The 15,633-nt window shown below is 61.4% G+C and carries 16 protein-coding genes; 10 read left to right on the top strand and 6 right to left on the bottom strand.

The genetic code is table 11. From position 1 onward, the window contains the following. Window positions 1–109: 109 nt before the first annotated feature. Together ATN38_RS09745 and ATN38_RS09740 are read left to right on the top strand one after the other, a co-directional pair. Window positions 110–1,252: an acyl-CoA dehydrogenase family protein gene (locus tag ATN38_RS09745; protein ID WP_007730792.1), complete on the top strand. Its 1,143-nt coding sequence runs from the start codon at window positions 110–112 to the stop codon at window positions 1,250–1,252. A 9-nt stretch (window positions 1,253–1,261) separates the two neighbouring features. After that, window positions 1,262–1,954 (top strand): GntR family transcriptional regulator, encoded by a 693-nt coding sequence (locus tag ATN38_RS09740; RefSeq protein WP_003942905.1) that lies wholly within the window; start codon window positions 1,262–1,264, stop codon window positions 1,952–1,954. Between the two features lie 9 nt (window positions 1,955–1,963). On the opposite strand, the gene ATN38_RS09735 is transcribed toward ATN38_RS09740, so the two are convergent. Further along, window positions 1,964–2,584: a TetR/AcrR family transcriptional regulator gene (locus ATN38_RS09735; RefSeq protein ID WP_052416921.1), complete on the bottom strand. Its 621-nt coding sequence runs from the start codon at window positions 2,582–2,584 to the stop codon at window positions 1,964–1,966. A 116-nt stretch (window positions 2,585–2,700) separates the two neighbouring features. Here ATN38_RS09735 and ATN38_RS09730 point away from each other — a divergent pair, with 116 nt between their 5' ends. The 3 genes from ATN38_RS09730 (at window position 2,701) to ATN38_RS09720 (ending at window position 6,055) form a co-directional block, all read left to right on the top strand. Further along, a complete protein-coding gene (locus tag ATN38_RS09730) occupies window positions 2,701–3,570 on the top strand; it encodes an oxygenase MpaB family protein (RefSeq protein ID WP_042446353.1) in 870 nt (289 codons plus the stop codon). Between the two features lie 104 nt (window positions 3,571–3,674). Beyond that, entirely contained in the window at window positions 3,675–4,814 is a 1,140-nt protein-coding gene (locus ATN38_RS09725; RefSeq protein WP_064687848.1) for a serine hydrolase domain-containing protein, read from the top strand. Between the two features lie 146 nt (window positions 4,815–4,960). Continuing rightward, the gene (locus tag ATN38_RS09720; RefSeq protein WP_218747879.1) at window positions 4,961–6,055 is read left to right on the top strand and encodes a GGDEF domain-containing protein; all 1,095 of its coding nucleotides are present in this window, start codon (window positions 4,961–4,963) and stop codon (window positions 6,053–6,055) included. A 9-nt stretch (window positions 6,056–6,064) separates the two neighbouring features. Here the strand turns inward: ATN38_RS09720 and ATN38_RS09715 are convergent, their stop codons facing one another. Together ATN38_RS09715 and ATN38_RS09710 are read right to left on the bottom strand one after the other, a co-directional pair. Beyond that, a complete protein-coding gene (locus ATN38_RS09715) occupies window positions 6,065–6,277 on the bottom strand; it encodes a hypothetical protein (protein ID WP_007730800.1) in 213 nt (70 codons plus the stop codon). Between the two features lie 32 nt (window positions 6,278–6,309). Then, entirely contained in the window at window positions 6,310–7,740 is a 1,431-nt protein-coding gene (locus ATN38_RS09710; RefSeq protein WP_050656772.1) for an MFS transporter, read from the bottom strand. Between the two features lie 63 nt (window positions 7,741–7,803). On the opposite strand from ATN38_RS09710, the gene soxR reads away from it, so the two are divergent. Continuing rightward, entirely contained in the window at window positions 7,804–8,244 is a 441-nt protein-coding gene (gene soxR, locus ATN38_RS09705; RefSeq protein WP_003943238.1) for a redox-sensitive transcriptional activator SoxR, read from the top strand. Window positions 8,245–8,256: 12 nt separating this feature from the next. On the opposite strand, the gene ATN38_RS09700 is transcribed toward soxR, so the two are convergent. The 3 genes from ATN38_RS09700 to ATN38_RS09690 all read right to left on the bottom strand — a co-directional run bounded on the left by ATN38_RS09700 (window position 8,257) and on the right by ATN38_RS09690 (window position 10,446). Then, complete coding sequence (locus ATN38_RS09700) at window positions 8,257–9,063, bottom strand: ABC transporter ATP-binding protein (protein ID WP_003943111.1); 807 nt, start codon at window positions 9,061–9,063, stop codon at window positions 8,257–8,259. A gap of 15 nt (window positions 9,064–9,078) precedes the next feature. Continuing rightward, the gene (locus ATN38_RS09695) at window positions 9,079–9,783 is read right to left on the bottom strand and encodes a FadR/GntR family transcriptional regulator (RefSeq protein ID WP_003943086.1); all 705 of its coding nucleotides are present in this window, start codon (window positions 9,781–9,783) and stop codon (window positions 9,079–9,081) included. 102 nt (window positions 9,784–9,885) lie between these two features. After that, the gene (locus ATN38_RS09690) at window positions 9,886–10,446 is read right to left on the bottom strand and encodes a QsdR family transcriptional regulator (protein WP_003943195.1); all 561 of its coding nucleotides are present in this window, start codon (window positions 10,444–10,446) and stop codon (window positions 9,886–9,888) included. A gap of 157 nt (window positions 10,447–10,603) precedes the next feature. On the opposite strand from ATN38_RS09690, the gene ATN38_RS09685 reads away from it, so the two are divergent. The 4 genes from ATN38_RS09685 to ATN38_RS09670 all read left to right on the top strand — a co-directional run bounded on the left by ATN38_RS09685 (window position 10,604) and on the right by ATN38_RS09670 (window position 15,619). After that, window positions 10,604–11,575 carry a phosphotriesterase gene (locus tag ATN38_RS09685; protein ID WP_003943005.1) on the top strand — a complete coding sequence of 324 codons (972 nt, stop codon included), beginning with the start codon at window positions 10,604–10,606 and terminating at the stop codon, window positions 11,573–11,575. 3 nt (window positions 11,576–11,578) lie between these two features. Then, a complete protein-coding gene (locus tag ATN38_RS09680) occupies window positions 11,579–13,234 on the top strand; it encodes an AMP-binding protein (protein ID WP_218747877.1) in 1,656 nt (551 codons plus the stop codon). A 250-nt stretch (window positions 13,235–13,484) separates the two neighbouring features. Then, complete coding sequence (locus ATN38_RS09675) at window positions 13,485–14,876, top strand: MFS transporter (protein WP_003943131.1); 1,392 nt, start codon at window positions 13,485–13,487, stop codon at window positions 14,874–14,876. Window positions 14,877–14,944: 68 nt separating this feature from the next. Continuing rightward, window positions 14,945–15,619, top strand: coding sequence for a TetR/AcrR family transcriptional regulator (locus ATN38_RS09670; RefSeq protein WP_003943027.1), 675 nt, complete (start codon window positions 14,945–14,947; stop codon window positions 15,617–15,619). Window positions 15,620–15,633 lie beyond the last annotated feature (14 nt).

The raw sequence follows: 15,633 nt of genomic DNA, 5'->3' as shown, positions 1-15,633 counted from the left end.
ATGTCGGTGCATCACATATATGTGATGTGATTTACTGTGCTGGTAGTCACAGTATGCGTCGGACCGAGCTCCGACAAGCCTCCAGCCTCATCTCACTCGGGAGTTTTCGATGTACATGGATTTCACGCAGGAGCAGTCTGATTTCGCCAAGTCGGTAGCGTCGTTCTGCAAGAAGGAAAGTGGTACCCGTGAGCAGCGAGACCTGCTGACCGATCATGGCGCCCATAACCACAACCAGGCGTTCTACGAGAAGATGGCGGAATTGGGTTGGCTCGGGCTGACTGTCCCGGAGGAGTACGGCGGATCTGCCGGAAGCACGGTCGACCTGTGCATCTTTCTGGAGGAAGCCGCCAAGGGCATGGCGCCGATCGGTGGACTCGGCCCGACCGTCATCACCGGGGCTGCATACGAGAAGTTCGGCAGTCCGGCCCAGAAGGAGGCAGTGCTCGGCGGGATCGTCCGTGGCGCGTCTCAGTCGATCTCGATGTCCGAACCCGAAGCGGGCTCCGACGTGGGAAATCTGAGTTGCCGCGCCGAGAAGGTCGACGGTGGGTGGCTGATCAACGGCCAGAAGACGTGGTGTTCCAACGCGCACTTCGCCGAGAACATCCTTCTGGTGGCTCGCACATCCCGAGGTGAAGGCAAGCATGAGGGCCTGACGATGTTCCATGTCCCGGCCGACATCTCCGGATTGAAGATCAGTGGAATCGACACCATGGGCGGCAAGGAGGTCAACGATCTCTACTTCACCGACACATTCCTGCCCGAGGACGCGGTGGTTGGGGAAGTCGGCAACGGCTGGCGTCAACTCATGGCCGGACTCAACATCGAACGCCTCATCCTCGCGGCGATGATGCTCGGGACCGCGCAGCGCGCTTTCGACGACACCCTCGAATTCGTCACCACGCGTAAGCAGTTCGGCCGTCCGGTCGGATCGTTTCAGGCGCTTCGCCATCGGATCGCGGATCTCGCCACGGAGATCGAATGCGGCCGTCTGCTGGTCTACAGCGTGGCCAGGATGGTCGACGCCAACCCGACCAAGATGTTCCCGCGGGAAGCGTCGATGGCCAAGCTCAAGCTGACCGAGACCGCCAAGAAGGTCGCGCTCGAGGGGATGCAGATGATGGGTGGGTACGGTTACGCGACTGAGTTCGACATGGAGCACCATGTGCGAAAGACTCTTGTGTCCTCCATTTATGGTGGTACCAACGAGATTCAGCGAGACATCATCGGCAAAACGTACGGACTGTGAGGATCGGTTGTGGCAACGTCTGCACGCACTCGGAGAGCGACATCTGAGCTGAGGAGACGGCCACAGTTGTCGGAGGACGTGGCCAACCACGTTCGCAACCTGATCATGTCCGGCTCGGTCCGTCCGGGCGAGTTCGTCAGGCTGGACGAAACCGCGGCCGACCTCGGGGTCAGCGTCACGCCGGTGCGAGAAGCCCTCGTCGCATTACGCGGCGAGGGGATGGTCGAGTTGGTTCCGCATCGCGGTTATCTCGTCTCGCCCCTCAGTCGCCAGGACATCGAAGACATCTTCTGGTTGCAGGGGCAGATCGCGGTCAAGCTGGCGTTGCGGGCGATGGACAGCATCACCGCTGATCAACTCGCGGAACTCACGGAACTCAATGCCGATTTGCGAGCGGCGGTCGACGCTTCTGATGCAGCTGCGATCGAGCAGTGCGAATTCGAGTTCCATCGCCTGATCAATCGCGCTGCGGGTGGTGCGAAGTTGGCATGGTTCCTGTTCGGCGCGATTCGGTACACCCCTGCTCGTCTCTACGCGACGGATCCAGGCTGGGGTGAGCTTGCGGTATCGAGCCACGATGCTTTGATCGCGGCGTTCGAGAAGCACGATCGAGAACAGGTGGACGCGCAGATGAGTCTGCAGTTCTCCGACGGCGCTGCTCGACTTCTCGCTCACCTCGACAACATCGGGATCTGGGACTGAATCAGGAGCTCAAGACGGCGGCAGGGCGGGTGCGAGCAGGATCGCCGCACATTCGGCGACCAGTTCTTCTTCCGTCACGTCGATGTACCCGTCGAGCCATGCACTGAGGGTCTGCGCCAGGCCGCCGACCAGGAACGTGGCGGTCAGGGTCAGATGACCGCTGTCGTTCAATCGGTAGAAGGTCTTCGCGTTGGCGGCCAGGAGACCGATGAATATCGTCGTCGACGCTTGGCGTTTCTCGGCCAGGACAGGGCTCGTCAGGGCGCTGGAGAACAGTAGACGTCCGCGACGGGGATCGTTCGCGATAGTGCGGACGATGTTCGCGATTCCAGCGAGCGCCTTGCCGCGTTCGGTCTCGGCGGCGTCCACTGCAGCCTGGGTTGAAACGGCGATGTCCGTGATGACGGTGTCGTAGACGGCCGACATCAGAGCATCACGATCGGTGAAGCTCTCGTAGAAGTACCGCGCCGCGACACCGGCCTTCTTGCACACTCCGCGGACCGTCAGTTCGGGCTCGGCGGAGCCCATGAGTTCCAGACCGGCCTCGATCAGCGCCTCCCGTCGTTGGGCTATGCGGAGCGCGCCGTCGACGCCACCGTACGAACGCGGTTGGTCATTCATGAAGACCATCTTTGCATCCCGAGATTGCTTGACATCTCGGAATTTCGGCGTTTCACTCATCTGAGAACATGCGTTCGCAGATATCGACTCGAAGGGGTTCTGCCATGACGGTGAGTAGGGATTCGATGGACGGGCGCGAGGAAGCGGTGGTAGGCGGCATCGGAGCGGTCGGCGTCCAGGCGGTCGACATCGACGCCGAGGTTGAAAAGGCGATGTCCGGGCTCGGACTGTTGGCCGCAGGCGCCAACGTCATCATGCAGTTGGCGCGCCCGGCGGTGGGGTACGGCGTGTATGAGAGCAAGGTCGAGACGGGTCGGTTGGATCGGCATCCGGTGAAGCGAACCCGGACGACGCTGACGTATCTCGCGGTGGCGAGCCTGGCGACGGACGAAGAAAAGAAGCTGTACCGACGCGCAGTCAACGGCTCTCACAAGCACGTTCGCTCCGATGAGAACAGCGCGGTCGAATACAACGCGTTCGATCCCGAACTGCAGTTGTGGGTAGCCGCCTGCCTGTACCGAGGCTTCGAGGACGTCTACAAAATCTTGTACGGGGATCTCGATCCGGTAACCCGGGATGCGTTCTATCAGCGCAGCGCCACGTTCGGTACAACCCTTCAGATGCGACGCGACATGTGGCCGGCGGACCGGGATGCGTTCGAGGTCTACTGGAACGAGAACCTCGACAAGGTGGCGATCGACGAGACGATTCGTGAGCATCTCTACGGGATCGCGTCGGCGACCTTCACTCCGAAGCTGTTGCATCCCGTGGTCGGTCCGCTCAACCGATTTGTCACCACCGGGTTCCTGCCCCAAGCCTTTCGTGACGAAATGCGGCTCCCGTGGTCAGTGCGTCAGCAGCGTAACTTCGACCGATCCATGCGCGTCGCCGCGCTGGTCAATCGGTTCAGTCCGAAGATTCTGCGGATGTTTCCCTACAACTTCTATCTCTGGGATCTGCGTCGGCGCATCGCCAAGGGAATCCCGTTGGTCTGAGCCGACTCTGGCACTTGAAGTGATTGACACCACAGGTGAATCGGACACATACTCAACGTAGTTGAAGTTGACGTCAAGTTTCATCATTCCTGTGGAGGCTGTCAGTGGCGAACATCGAAGGCGTATGTGACCAGCGATTCTCTGGCTTGAAGGAGGCGCTGGCACGCAATCTCGATTCCGGCGAGGACGTCGGGGCAGCGATCGCACTGACGATCGACGGCGAATCCGTCGTCGACATGTGGGGCGGTTGGGTCGACGTCGAGCACACTGCTCCTTGGTCTCGCGACACCGTCACCAATGTCTGGTCCTGCAGCAAGACCGTGACCGCGCTGGCCGCGCTCATGCTCGTCGACCGCGGGTTGCTTGATCTCGACGCCCCGGTCGCGCAGTACTGGCCGGAATTCGCAGCAGCGGGCAAGGACCGAATTCGGGTCCGGCAACTGTTGTCGCACACCTCGGGTGTGTCGGGGTGGGATCAACCGTTCACCCTCGAGAACATTTGCGACGACGAATATGCCACCGCCCGGTTGGCGACACAGGCTCCGTGGTGGGAACCGGGTACGGCATCCGGATACCACGCCCTCAACTACGGCCACCTGATCGGCGAGGTCGTCAGGCGCATCGACGGACGAACCCTCGGTAGCTTCATCGACGAGGAAATCGCCGGCCCGCTCGATGCTGATTTCCGCCTGGGCTTGCCGAAGTCGGAATACGGGCGAGTCTCGAATGTGATTGCGCCACCGCCTTTGCCGATCGACATCGCGGCACTCGGGATGGACAACATCATGGTGAAGACATTCACCGCGCCGCCGGCTGACGCTACAGGTTCGTGGACCGACGGGTGGCGCGCCGCCGAGATCGGTGCGGCCAACGGTCATTCGAATGCGAGGGCACTCGCAAGGATCCAATCGGTGATCGCGTGCGGTGGCAAGGTCGGTGACGTTCGCTTGCTGTCGGAGGAAACGATCGACAAGATCTTCGAGGAGCAGTCGTACGGGGTCGACCTCGTCCTCGGCGTGCCGGTCCGCTTCGGTGTCGGATTCGGATTGCCGACGCCCGAGTCCGTCCCGTTCATTCCGGAGGGGCGAATCTGCTTCTGGGGAGGTTGGGGTGGCTCGCAGATCATCATCGACACCGAGAAGCGCATGACGTTCTCGTACGTGATGAACAAGATGGGGCCGGGTCTGCTCGGTTCCGAGAGATCGGCGCAGTACGTATCGGCGGCCTACGACGCTTTGAGTTGATCGACCGATTCAAATCCGGCAGAACGGTTTTGTCTGTCGCCGCTGACTATGCTGCCGGATATGCCAGTGTGCTCCGGGGGGAAGTCAGCGAGTCCGTTTCGTCGAAGTACGCCCAAAAGTTGCGGAGCTGCATCGGCTGATCGGCGATGAACGGTTTGGTCGACGTCGTCATGCGCTGGTGGCAGTTGCCGGACCAGTTCCACAGTTTCAGCAGGTACCTCGAGGACCGCGGGTTCTTGACTTCCTGCCGGGCGCTGGTCGGCGGAACAGCATTCTGGATGGGGCTGGTGTTGCTGTCGGCGCGATTCAGTGACGTCGGTCCGCAAGGTACGTTCTGGCGAGCGGTCAATCTGGCGGTCATCGCGCTGTGCCTCGGCGCGGCCCTGATCTGGTGGCTGTTTCCGCCTACGCCGCTGTGGTCGTACACCTTTGTCGTGGGTTCCGACGTCGCGATTGCGGCGGCGGCCGCAACCGACTCGGAACCGCTGGGACGACTCATCGCGTGCGTCGTTTTCGCGTCGATCGGCGGCTACATCGCGTTCTTCCACAATCCGAAACTCCAAGTCGGTCACTTGGTCTTCGCCTCGACCGTCACGGTGCTTTCGGGGTGGACTTTGTTGTTCGGGCCAGCAGCGGACGTCGGCTTGGGACTGGCGAAGATCTCGGTTGTGCTGGCTACGATCATCGTGATTCCTGTTGTGTCACAGATTGTTCTGGCGGTCCTGGGTTCGGATGCCACTACCTCCGACATCGACCCGTTGACCGGACTGCTCAACCGTCGCGGATTGGCGCGTCGGGTGAATGACTTGATGGGCGCTCCGGTCACCGAAGCGGATGCACTGCTCGTAGTGGTGATCGACCTCGATCGCTTCAAGACGATCAACGACGTTCACGGCCATGACGTGGGAGACAGCACGATCATGCGAACTGCACTGCGCATCCGTTTGTGGACAACCCAGTCCGCCTTGACTGCTCGTATGGGCGGTGACGAGTTCGTCGTGGTCGAACGGGTACCGGTCAGCGTGATCTCCAGGCTGGAAGGACAGATCCGCTCCGCGATGGACGGAGCGAACGATGACCCTCCGACGAGCGCGAGCATCGGAATGGCGATCCGCACCGCGCCCCGGAATCCGGGTGAGTCCGTCGACGCTGCTTTTGCCGAACTCTTCCGCGTCGCGGACTCGGTGATGTACGAAGCGAAGCGCGAAGGTGGCAACCAGGTGCGGGCGAGCCTGGTCTGATGTGAGAGCTCAGTCGGCGAAGCTCAGACCACGTTCGGCGAGTGCTTCGCGCAGAATCCTCAAGGCCTTCGGTCCCATCCCGTGCAAAGCGCCGAGTTCCTTCTCGGACACGGACGTCAGCTGCGCGAGATGGGTGTAACCCGCTGCGATCAGCGCGCGCTGTGCGGGAGCTCCCGTCTTCGGGAAGTCGGTTTCCACTGTGCCCGGATCCGGTTCTGTCACTGGCCAACTCCTCCGTGTGGGTTTCTCACAGTTTAGCGAGCGTCGTGAACGATTTCGGGGCTGCCGATTTTGTCGGGCGTTCGCGGAAGTGCGCGAGCTGCCACGGCAATGCCGATGATCGAGACAGCGGCGAAGGTGAAGAGAAGCAATTGCGCAGAACGAAGCGTCGACGGTTCGCCGATGTTGACCAGCACTCCGGCCAGGGCTGCACCGAAGGCATTGGCGATCAGCTGAACGGTGTTGATGGCAGCGGAGGCACGCGCACCTTCTCCGGGATCGGTGACCGAGGTCATCGCCCCGACTGCAAGATGAGGCCAGGCGATGCCGATTCCGACGCCGGCGAACAGCAGTCCGATCACCCACGCGACCACCGCACCGGCGCCGGCGTGTTCGGTGAGAAATGCTGCCATGATGCCCAACCCGATCGCGACGAGGATCGGACCGCTGACAACGATTCGTCGCACGATACGAGGGGCTGTTGCCGAGGCGCTCGGGATTTCGCCGAGAGTCCAGCCGAGAGCGAGTGCGGCCCCGAGGAATCCGGCCGCGAGCGGCGCCAGGCCGGCAAGTCGTTGCCCGAAGAGTGGAATGAACGTCTCGACGGTCGACGCGACAGCGAGGACGACGATGGTCAGGTACACCCATTTGAGGGACGACGCGTTGAACGTCGACGGCGGTAGTACGCCGTGGCGCGAGCGACGGTCAGCGGCGACAAAAGCGATCAGTAGCAGCACAGCGGCGAGAACCATTGCGGCGGTCACGGCGAGGTTGGACAGAATTCCGGCAACGCTGACCAGCAAAGCTGCCGCAGTCAGCAATGCCAGCGAGAGGACCGGCACCGGGCTACTGGTGGTGCTGCCCGGTTCATGTGCCGGTAGCGCGCTGGGGACGAGAGCGGCGACTGCGATCGTCGCGATGACCAGGACGCCGAAAGCCCATCGCCAGGCTCCGAACTGAGCAAAGACACCGCCGATTGCAGGGCCGGCGAAGGTGCCGACTCCCCACATCGCCGAAACCAGCGCGGCCCCGCGAGTCCACAGATGTCTGGGGAGCGCGGCATTGATGACGGCGTAACCGAGACCGGCCAGCAGGCCACCGCCCGAACCCTGGATCGTGCGGCCGACCAACAGCAATTCCATCGTCGGGCTGACCGCACAGACAACGGTGCCGAGCGCGAAGATCGCGAGGCCGATCAGGTAGGCCCCGCGCGGTCCCCTGGCAGCGAGGACGTTGGTGACCAACATCGAAGAGATGACGGAAGCAATGAGGAAGACCGTCGCGGTCCAGGCGTAGTACTGCTGACCGCCGATGTCGTCGATGGCAGTCGGAAGCAGGCTGGTCGTCAGGTAGACGTTGGTCGCGTACAGCGCAACGCCGCCTGCGAGGACGGTAGCGGTGCCGAGGTATCGACCGCTCAGGAGCTGCCGCCAGGTTCCGGTGGGAGCATCGGTGGGGGAGTGCATGTTGTCGAAGGTAGAATCTCGAGTGCGCTTCAGGTCAATGTCGCGCAGCCATTGGGAGGCCGAATGATCCGTAAGAGTGACGAACTTCTCTCGATCGGCGAGGTATCGGAGCGCACTGGCGTCGCCGTGTCGGCTGTGCGCTACTACGAAACACTCGGTCTGGTTCCTGCGGAGCGGACGGCAGGAAATATGAGGAAGTTCCCGCGGCACTCGATCCGGCGGGTGTCGCTGATCCAGTTGGCAGTCAGATTCGGGATACCCCTGGCCGAAGTTGCCGAAGTATTCGGATCGTTGCCGCAGGGGCGAACTCCGACGAAGAAAGACTGGCGCAAGATTTCCACGGAGTGGAATCAGCGCCTCGAGGATCGCAAGCAGGCCATCAACCGGATGCAGGACGAACTGACGGGCTGTATCGGCTGCGGGTGTCTGTCACTGAAAACATGCAACCTGCTCAACCCTGGAGACGAACTGGGCCGGGAGGGACCCGGCGCCAGGCGTCTCTGAAACTACTGTCGGTCACACTCTTTCGCGTGGCCGCGACTGAGCATTCCACCGACCACCACGACGCTCGATCTCGATGGGATGCGAGAAGCACTCGCTGATGTTCTGGGTGGTGATCACATCCTCGGCGAGGCCGCTGGCGGTCACGACGCCGTCCTTGATCAGAAGAGCATGTGTGGTGGTGCTGGGGATCTCCTCGATGTGGTGCGTCACGAGGATGCTGGCAAGTGACGGGTTCTGATTGCGGAGGTCGTCCAGTGCCGTCAAGAGTTGTTCGCGTGCAGCAAGATCGAGCCCGGTCGCCGGTTCGTCGAGCAGAAGCAGGCGCGGTTCGACCATGAGTGCGCGGGCGATCAGGGCTCGTCCCCGTTCGCCTTGGGACAAGTTGGGCCACAGTGCGTCCGAACGCGGACTCATTCCGAGTAGATCGATCAGTGCGTCGGCGTGAGCCTCTTGCTCCGGCGTCGGTGACCAGCGCGGCATCACCTCGGTGGTGTTGGTGAGGCCGGTGATCACGACGTTGCGGACGGTGATCGGAATTCCGATCGTGTGACGAGGGTTCACGTGCCCGATGTCCATCCGCAGTTCCCTCATGTCGACGCGGCCCAACTTGTGGCCGAGGACGTAAACGGAACCGCGAGTCGGGTGGGCGGTTGCTCCGAGCAGGCTCAGAAGCGTGCTCTTGCCCGCGCCGTTCGCGCCGAGGAGGACCCAGTGTTGTCCGGGTTCGATCGAAATGTTGATGTCTTTCAACAAGTATCGGCCGTCGCGGACGAGATCCACGTGTTCGGTCGACAGAACTGTGCCGGTGGGGTGTTGCACGAGAACTAACCTCTCTTAGGCGTCGAGCACACGCAGTCGTCGTAGGACGGTGTCGATGTTTGCTCGAGTTGCCGCTACCGCGGCTTCTGGGTCGGCGTCTTGAAGGGCCTCGACCAACTGATCATGGGCATGTGAGGTGTCGGGGACGCCGGCCTCGTGGGCCATCATCTCGACGAGGGATTCACGAAGGAGTGGACGCACCGACGTGAAAAGCGAGAGCAGAACTGCGTTTCCGGACAGCCGAACGACTTCGGTGTGGAAGTCGAGGTCGACGTCGACGAACTTCTCGACATCACCCTCGAAATGACTGTGTCGCATGGTCAGTCGACGCCGCAGGCCGTCGAGGTCCTCGGGTTGTACCCGCTCCGCGGCCAGTCTGGCGGCCTCGATCTCGAGTGCGCGACGGACTTCGAAGACCTCGAGGATCCTCGAGCGTCGAAGAAGTTTGGTGAATTCGTCGACGTGCTCGAGTTCGGACGCGGCAGCCACGAAGGTTCCTACGCCGTGTCGGACTTCGAGTAGTCCGTCGCGAGCGAGGAGGCGGATTGCCTCGCGAATCGAGGAACGCCCGACGCCGAGTTCGACGGCGAGGGCCGCCTCGCTCGGTATGCGCTCGGACGGCGCCCACGTTCCATGCATGATTCGCCCGCGCAGCAACTGTTCGAGTTGCGGTACCAGCGGACCACTGCGAAGTGTGAATCCTGTGTGGTCGTCGGACACGGCTTGCCTCTCGGGTGGGTACCGAAAGAGTAACAACTCATCAGACGTCTGAGGACTCGGGTGGCCGGTGTGTCGCCGTAGTGTTCACGCGGTCGAAGCGTGTCAGTTGCGGGTGACGCCGAGGAGCAGTGCGATCAGGTCGAGGGCCGTCTCGATCTCGGCCTTTTCTCGGCCGAGCAGGGGGGCGTAGAGGTGTACGTCGCAGATGCGAACGAGGGCTTCGCCCAGCACTTGCGGCGAGAGCGTGATCGTCAGCTGGCCGGCGTCGACCTGGGATTGCAGGATTTCTGCGGTGATGGAGGCGGAGATCGATTCGATGGAGCCGGGCATCATCGCGAGTTTGATGAACACCATCGGTTCGCGTTTGGTCAGCGCGCGCAGTTCTGTCGACGATTCCACCGATCGCATGACGCGGCCGAAGACGTCGAGAATGTACTCCGGACCTTGCCCCGACGCCTGTGACATCGCCTTTCGGTATGTCCGTTCGGTGGCCTCGGCCAGCACTGTTCCGAGCAGCTCGTCGCGGTTGCCGACCCAGCGGTACAGCGTCGCGCGCCCTACGCCGAGACGTTCGGCGAGCAGTGACATGTCGAGTGGTTCCTCCGCGAGGTACATGCTCGCGGCGGTGTCGATCGCGCGTCGGCGTTCGAGGTCGGTAGGCATCGGGACATTCTCTCCGGTTGTCCGGTACTGCACAATTTCGGCCGTTGAAAAATGGTGAGCCTCGGGGGATCGAGCCTATTGACGAACCTGGCCACGTGAGACACACTAGCTCATTGTCTCATGTTAGTGATGGCGATCACAGTCAGGGGTTCGATCGATGAGTTCAGTACAAACCGTTCGTGGGCCGGTGGATACAGCCGATCTGGGAAAGGTGTTGATGCACGAGCATGTCTTCGTTCTGGGTGAGGAGTTGCGCCAGAACTACCCCGACTACCCCGAACCCTGGGACGAGGAAGTACGGGTAGCGGACGCGGTGGCAAAGCTGACCGAGGTGAAGTCCCGCGGAATCAGCACGATCGTCGATCCCACGGTGATCGGCCTCGGCCGGTACATTCCGCGAATCGTCCGGATCAACGAGCAGGTCGATCTCAACATCATCGTTGCTACCGGCATCTACACCTACAACGACATTCCCTTCCAATTCCATTACACCGGACCGGGATTGCTGTTCGACGGCCCCGAGCCGATGGTCGAACTGTTCGTCAAGGACATCAGGGAAGGAATCGCCGGAACCGGTGTCCGAGCCTCCTTCCTGAAGTGCGCCATCGAGGAGCCGGGCCTTACCCCCGGCGTCGAGCGGGTCATGCGCGCGGTCGGACAGTCGCAGGTGGAAACGGGAGTGCCGATCACCGTGCACACCAATCCGCACACTGAATCCGGGCTGGTCGCGCAGAAGGTTCTGGCCGAAGAGGGCGCGGATCTGACCAAGGTGGTCATCGGTCACTCCGGCGACACCACCGATCTCGACTACCTGTGTGCGCTGGCCGATGCCGGTTCGCTACTGGGGATGGACCGTTTCGGTCTCGAACCGTTCCTGTCGTTCGAGGATCGTGTCAACACGGTGGTGGAGATGGCCCGTCGCGGTTACGCGGAGAAGATGGTTCTGGCACATGACGCGTCGTGTTTCATCGACTACTTCCCCAGTGCTGCAAGAGAAGTGGCACTTCCGAACTGGAACTACACCCACATCAGTGATGATGTCATTCCTGCGCTGCTCGAACGTGGTGTCACCGAAGACCAGGTCAAGGCGATGCTGGTGGACAACCCACGTCGGTACTTCGAGAGCTGAGATATGACCAACGTGTACGAGAGCAAGCCCTGGCTCGCCAATTACGACGCCGACACTCCGCCGAACGTAGACATCGAGCACGTCGACGCCCTCGCGATGTTCCGTGCTTCGCTGGAGCGCGATCGCACTGCCCCGATCATCAGGTACTTCGACAGGACCGTCAGCTTTGCCGAGCTCGACGAGATGTCGGATGCGCTTGCCGTAGCCCTCGCCAAGGATGGAATCGGGTTCGCAGACAGAGTTTCCTTTGTCCTGCAGAATGTTCCGCAGTTCGTGATCGCGACAGTCGCGGTCTGGAAGCTCGGTGCCGTCGTCGTTCCGGTCAATCCGATGTACCGCGACCGTGAGCTGTCCACCGTACTGGCCGACAGCGGAGCGGCGGCAGTCATCTGTCTCGAGTCCTCGGCCGAGACCGTGGCGACTGCGTCCGAGGGCACCGCAGTGAGACGGGTGATCACCACGTCGGAACTGGATTTTCAGTCGCGCGACGATGAACGGATCTTCGGTTCGGCGTCCAGGATTCGGCACGATGGATTTCCGGATCTACTGGAATTGATCGAGGCTCATCGAGGGCAGAAGCCCGAGAAGGTCGATCTGTCCCCGGAAGACCTTGCCTACCTTCCCTATACGTCAGGGACAACCGGCCCGCCGAAGGGGTCGATGAACTCGCACTCAAATGTCGTGTTCGCAGCGCAGATCTATCGGGACTGGCTGGGGTTGCGCCCCGGCGGCGCGATGTTCGCGGTGGCGCCACTGTTCCATATCACCGGGTTGATCGGGCACGTCGCGGCTCCACTCCTGGCCGGCGCGCCCACGATTCTGACCTGCCGATTCCATCCCATCGTTGCAGCGGAGTCAATTTCGGAGCATCGGGCTACCGCGATCATCGGAGCGATCACGGTATTCATCGCGTGGACGGACAGCGCCGCAGTCTCGAAGGAATCTTTGAGCTCTCTCGAGTCGGTGTATTCAGGTGGCGCGCCGATCCCGCACGCGGCGTTGGAAGCGTTCCGGGCGAAGTTCGGTCACTACATTCACAACGGCTACGGGCTGACCGAGACGAACAGCCCGGCAATCGTGGTGCCGAATTCGCGTGAAGCGCCGGTAGATCCGGCGTCGGGGGCCGTTGCTGTCGGCGTACCGGTATCGAATACGTACGCCGAGGTGGTGGACGAGAACGACAAGCCGGTACAGATCGGGAAGTACGGCGAGATCGTGGTCTCCGGGCCTCAGGTTGCACTCGGTTACTGGAACAAGCCGGACGAAACCGCGCATGCCATGCCGGACGGGCGTTTTCACACCGGCGACATCGGATTCATGGACGGCGACGGTTGGTTCTACATCGTCGACCGGATGAAGGATCAGATCAATGCGTCGGGCTTCAAAGTGTGGCCACGCGAAGTGGAAGATGTTCTCTACGAACACCCCGCCGTACGAGAAGCTGCCGTCGTCGGTGTCATGGATCCGTATCGGGGCGAAACCGTGAAGGCCTTCGTGTCTTTCAAGGACGGTTTCGAGGCGACCACCGAGGATCTGGTCGAGTTCTGCAAGGAAAGGCTTGCAGCATACAAGTATCCACGCATCGTCGAGGTCATGAACGACCTGCCGAAAACAGTGAGCGGCAAGATTCTTCGTCGTGAACTGCGGGTACCGAACTAGATCTACCTGACAAACGAATTGCCGGCCGCCGACAAGGTGAGCCGGCCATTCGTCGTGGTGGCTGACGAGCATCGGTAGGGGATTTAGTCCCCTATGCGGCAATGCATTTCAGTGATTGACATCACTCTTTTTGTATCGCAGACTGATCGCAACGCCACAGAGTTGAAGTTGGTGTCAGTTTCTACTTCTGGCCCGGTTCCGCTTCTCAACTCCCGGCGCGACGAGCGTCCGACCCATCGAGGAGTAACCCATGACGAGATCGGCAGTGGATTCGAGCACGCAGGCAGGGGGCCTGTCCGATCAGGAACGGAAGAAGAAGAAGGCGCACCGCAAACTTCTAGGCGCGGGACTGCTCGGCAGTTCCATCGAGTGGTACGACTTCTTCCTGTACGGAACGGCTGCGGCACTGGTCTTTCCGCATGTGTTCTTCCCCGATTCATCCGCACTGATGGGCACACTGCTCTCGTTCAGTACGTTCTGGGCCGGCTTCGTTGCCCGCCCCATCGGCGGTTTGGTCGCCGGACACTTCGGCGACAAGTACGGACGTAAGCCCGCCGTCGTCACCTGCCTGTTGCTGATGGCTGTCGCGACGTTCCTGATCGGCGCGATTCCGAGTGCTTCGGCAATCGGCGTAGTCGCTCCGATTCTCCTCGTGACACTGCGATTCATCCAAGGTCTCGCCTGCGGTGGCCAGTGGGGCGGAATCGTCCTTCTCCTCACCGAATCAGCGAGTCCCAAGAAGCGCGGATTCTCAGGCACTTTCGGTCAGATGGGTGTTTCGTTCGGTGTAGTGCTTGGCAACCTGGTCTTCCTCGTCGCGACCGCGACCATTTCCAACGAAGCATTCCTGAGCTGGGGTTGGCGGGTTCCGTTCTTCGCCAGCGCGCTGCTCTTCCCCGTGGTTCTGTACATCCAGACGAAGGTCGAGGACACGCCGGAATTCCTCGAGTTGCAGGAAGACGCCAAGAAGAACCAAAAGGACGTGGTCGTTCAGGCTCCACTGGCGCAGGCGCTCAAGGATCACTGGCGCAAGATCCTGCTTGGCTGCGGACTTCTGGCCGCCACCAATGCACTGTTCTACATCAGCATCGCCGGCGTGCTCAGCTACGGCACAACCGAACTGGGGTTGAAGCGGAACTCACTGCTCATCATCTCGCTCCTGAGTGCGTTGCTGACAGTCGGTGTGGTGCTGTGGTCCGGGAAGATGTCCGACAAGATCGGTCGTCGTCCGATGATCCTGATCGGCGCCGCGGCGATCGTGGTCTGGGCATTCCCGTACTTCTGGTTGATCAACACCAAGTCCCTGCCGCTGTTCTTCATCGCGGTGACAGTCGGCAGCGTGTTCCAGTCGATGACCTACGGGCCGATCGCTGCGTACATGGGTGAGCTGTTCGCGCCCAACGTGCGTTACTCGGCAGCATCGTTGGCGTACCAGCTGGCGGCGATCACGGTCAGCGGTGGTACTCCGTTCATCATGACGGCACTCATCGCGAAGACCGGGACCACTACATGGGTTGCCGTGTTCGTAGCCCTCATGGGTCTGGTGACCTTCTTCAGTGCCTGGGTGCTGAAAGAGACCAACCCGAAGGAAGTTCGGGACGATCCGAACGCAATTCCGGGCGCGCACCTGTACGCCAAGTAACTCTTTCGGTTTCGAGTAGACGCCCGCTATCGGTCACCGGTAGCGGGCGTCTGACGTATAACTGGAGCATGGCTGCAGCACGCACAGGCTCCGAAGATGCTTCGTCGACAGTGTCACGGGAACTCCCCTCCACTCAGCGTGGTTTGCGTACGCGTCGAGCGTTGATCGATGCGGCCCGCACCGTTTTCGAACGGTCCGGCTATCTGGACTCGCGGCTGATCGACATCACTGTGGAGGCGCAGTGCTCGGCCGGTACCTTCTACACCTACTTCGCGAGCAAGGAAGAGATCTTCGCGGCAGTGATGGAGTTGGCACGCGAAGACATGATGCATCCGGGTATGCCGCACACTCCGAAAGGCGCGGATCCCGCTGAGGTCATCGCGGCGAGCAACCGCGCGTACCTCGAGGCGTACCGACGTAACGCGAAGCTGATGGGACTGCTCGAGCAGGTAGCAAGCATCGATCCGGAGTTCCGGGTTCTCCGCCTCGAGCGTGCTGACGCGTTTGTTCGACGCAACGCGCGCAGTATCGAGAAGCTGCAGAAAGCCGGACTGGCGGACGCGAATCTGGATCCGCTACTGACGTCTCGGGCACTCTCCGGGATGATCAGTCGACTTGCGTTCGGGTACTTCGTATCCCGCGGCGGCGAGGACGGCGCCGCCGGAGTGACCTTCGACGGTCTGCTCGATACCGTCAACCGGTTGTGGATCAACACTTTGCAATTCTCGCTACGCCAAAATTGATGTTGACGCCGGGT

It is taken from the genome of Rhodococcus sp. FH8 (assembly GCF_019266085.1).
Lineage (GTDB): Bacteria > Actinomycetota > Actinomycetes > Mycobacteriales > Mycobacteriaceae > Rhodococcus_F > Rhodococcus_F qingshengii.
This window is presented reverse-complemented; position numbering and strand designations above follow the sequence as displayed.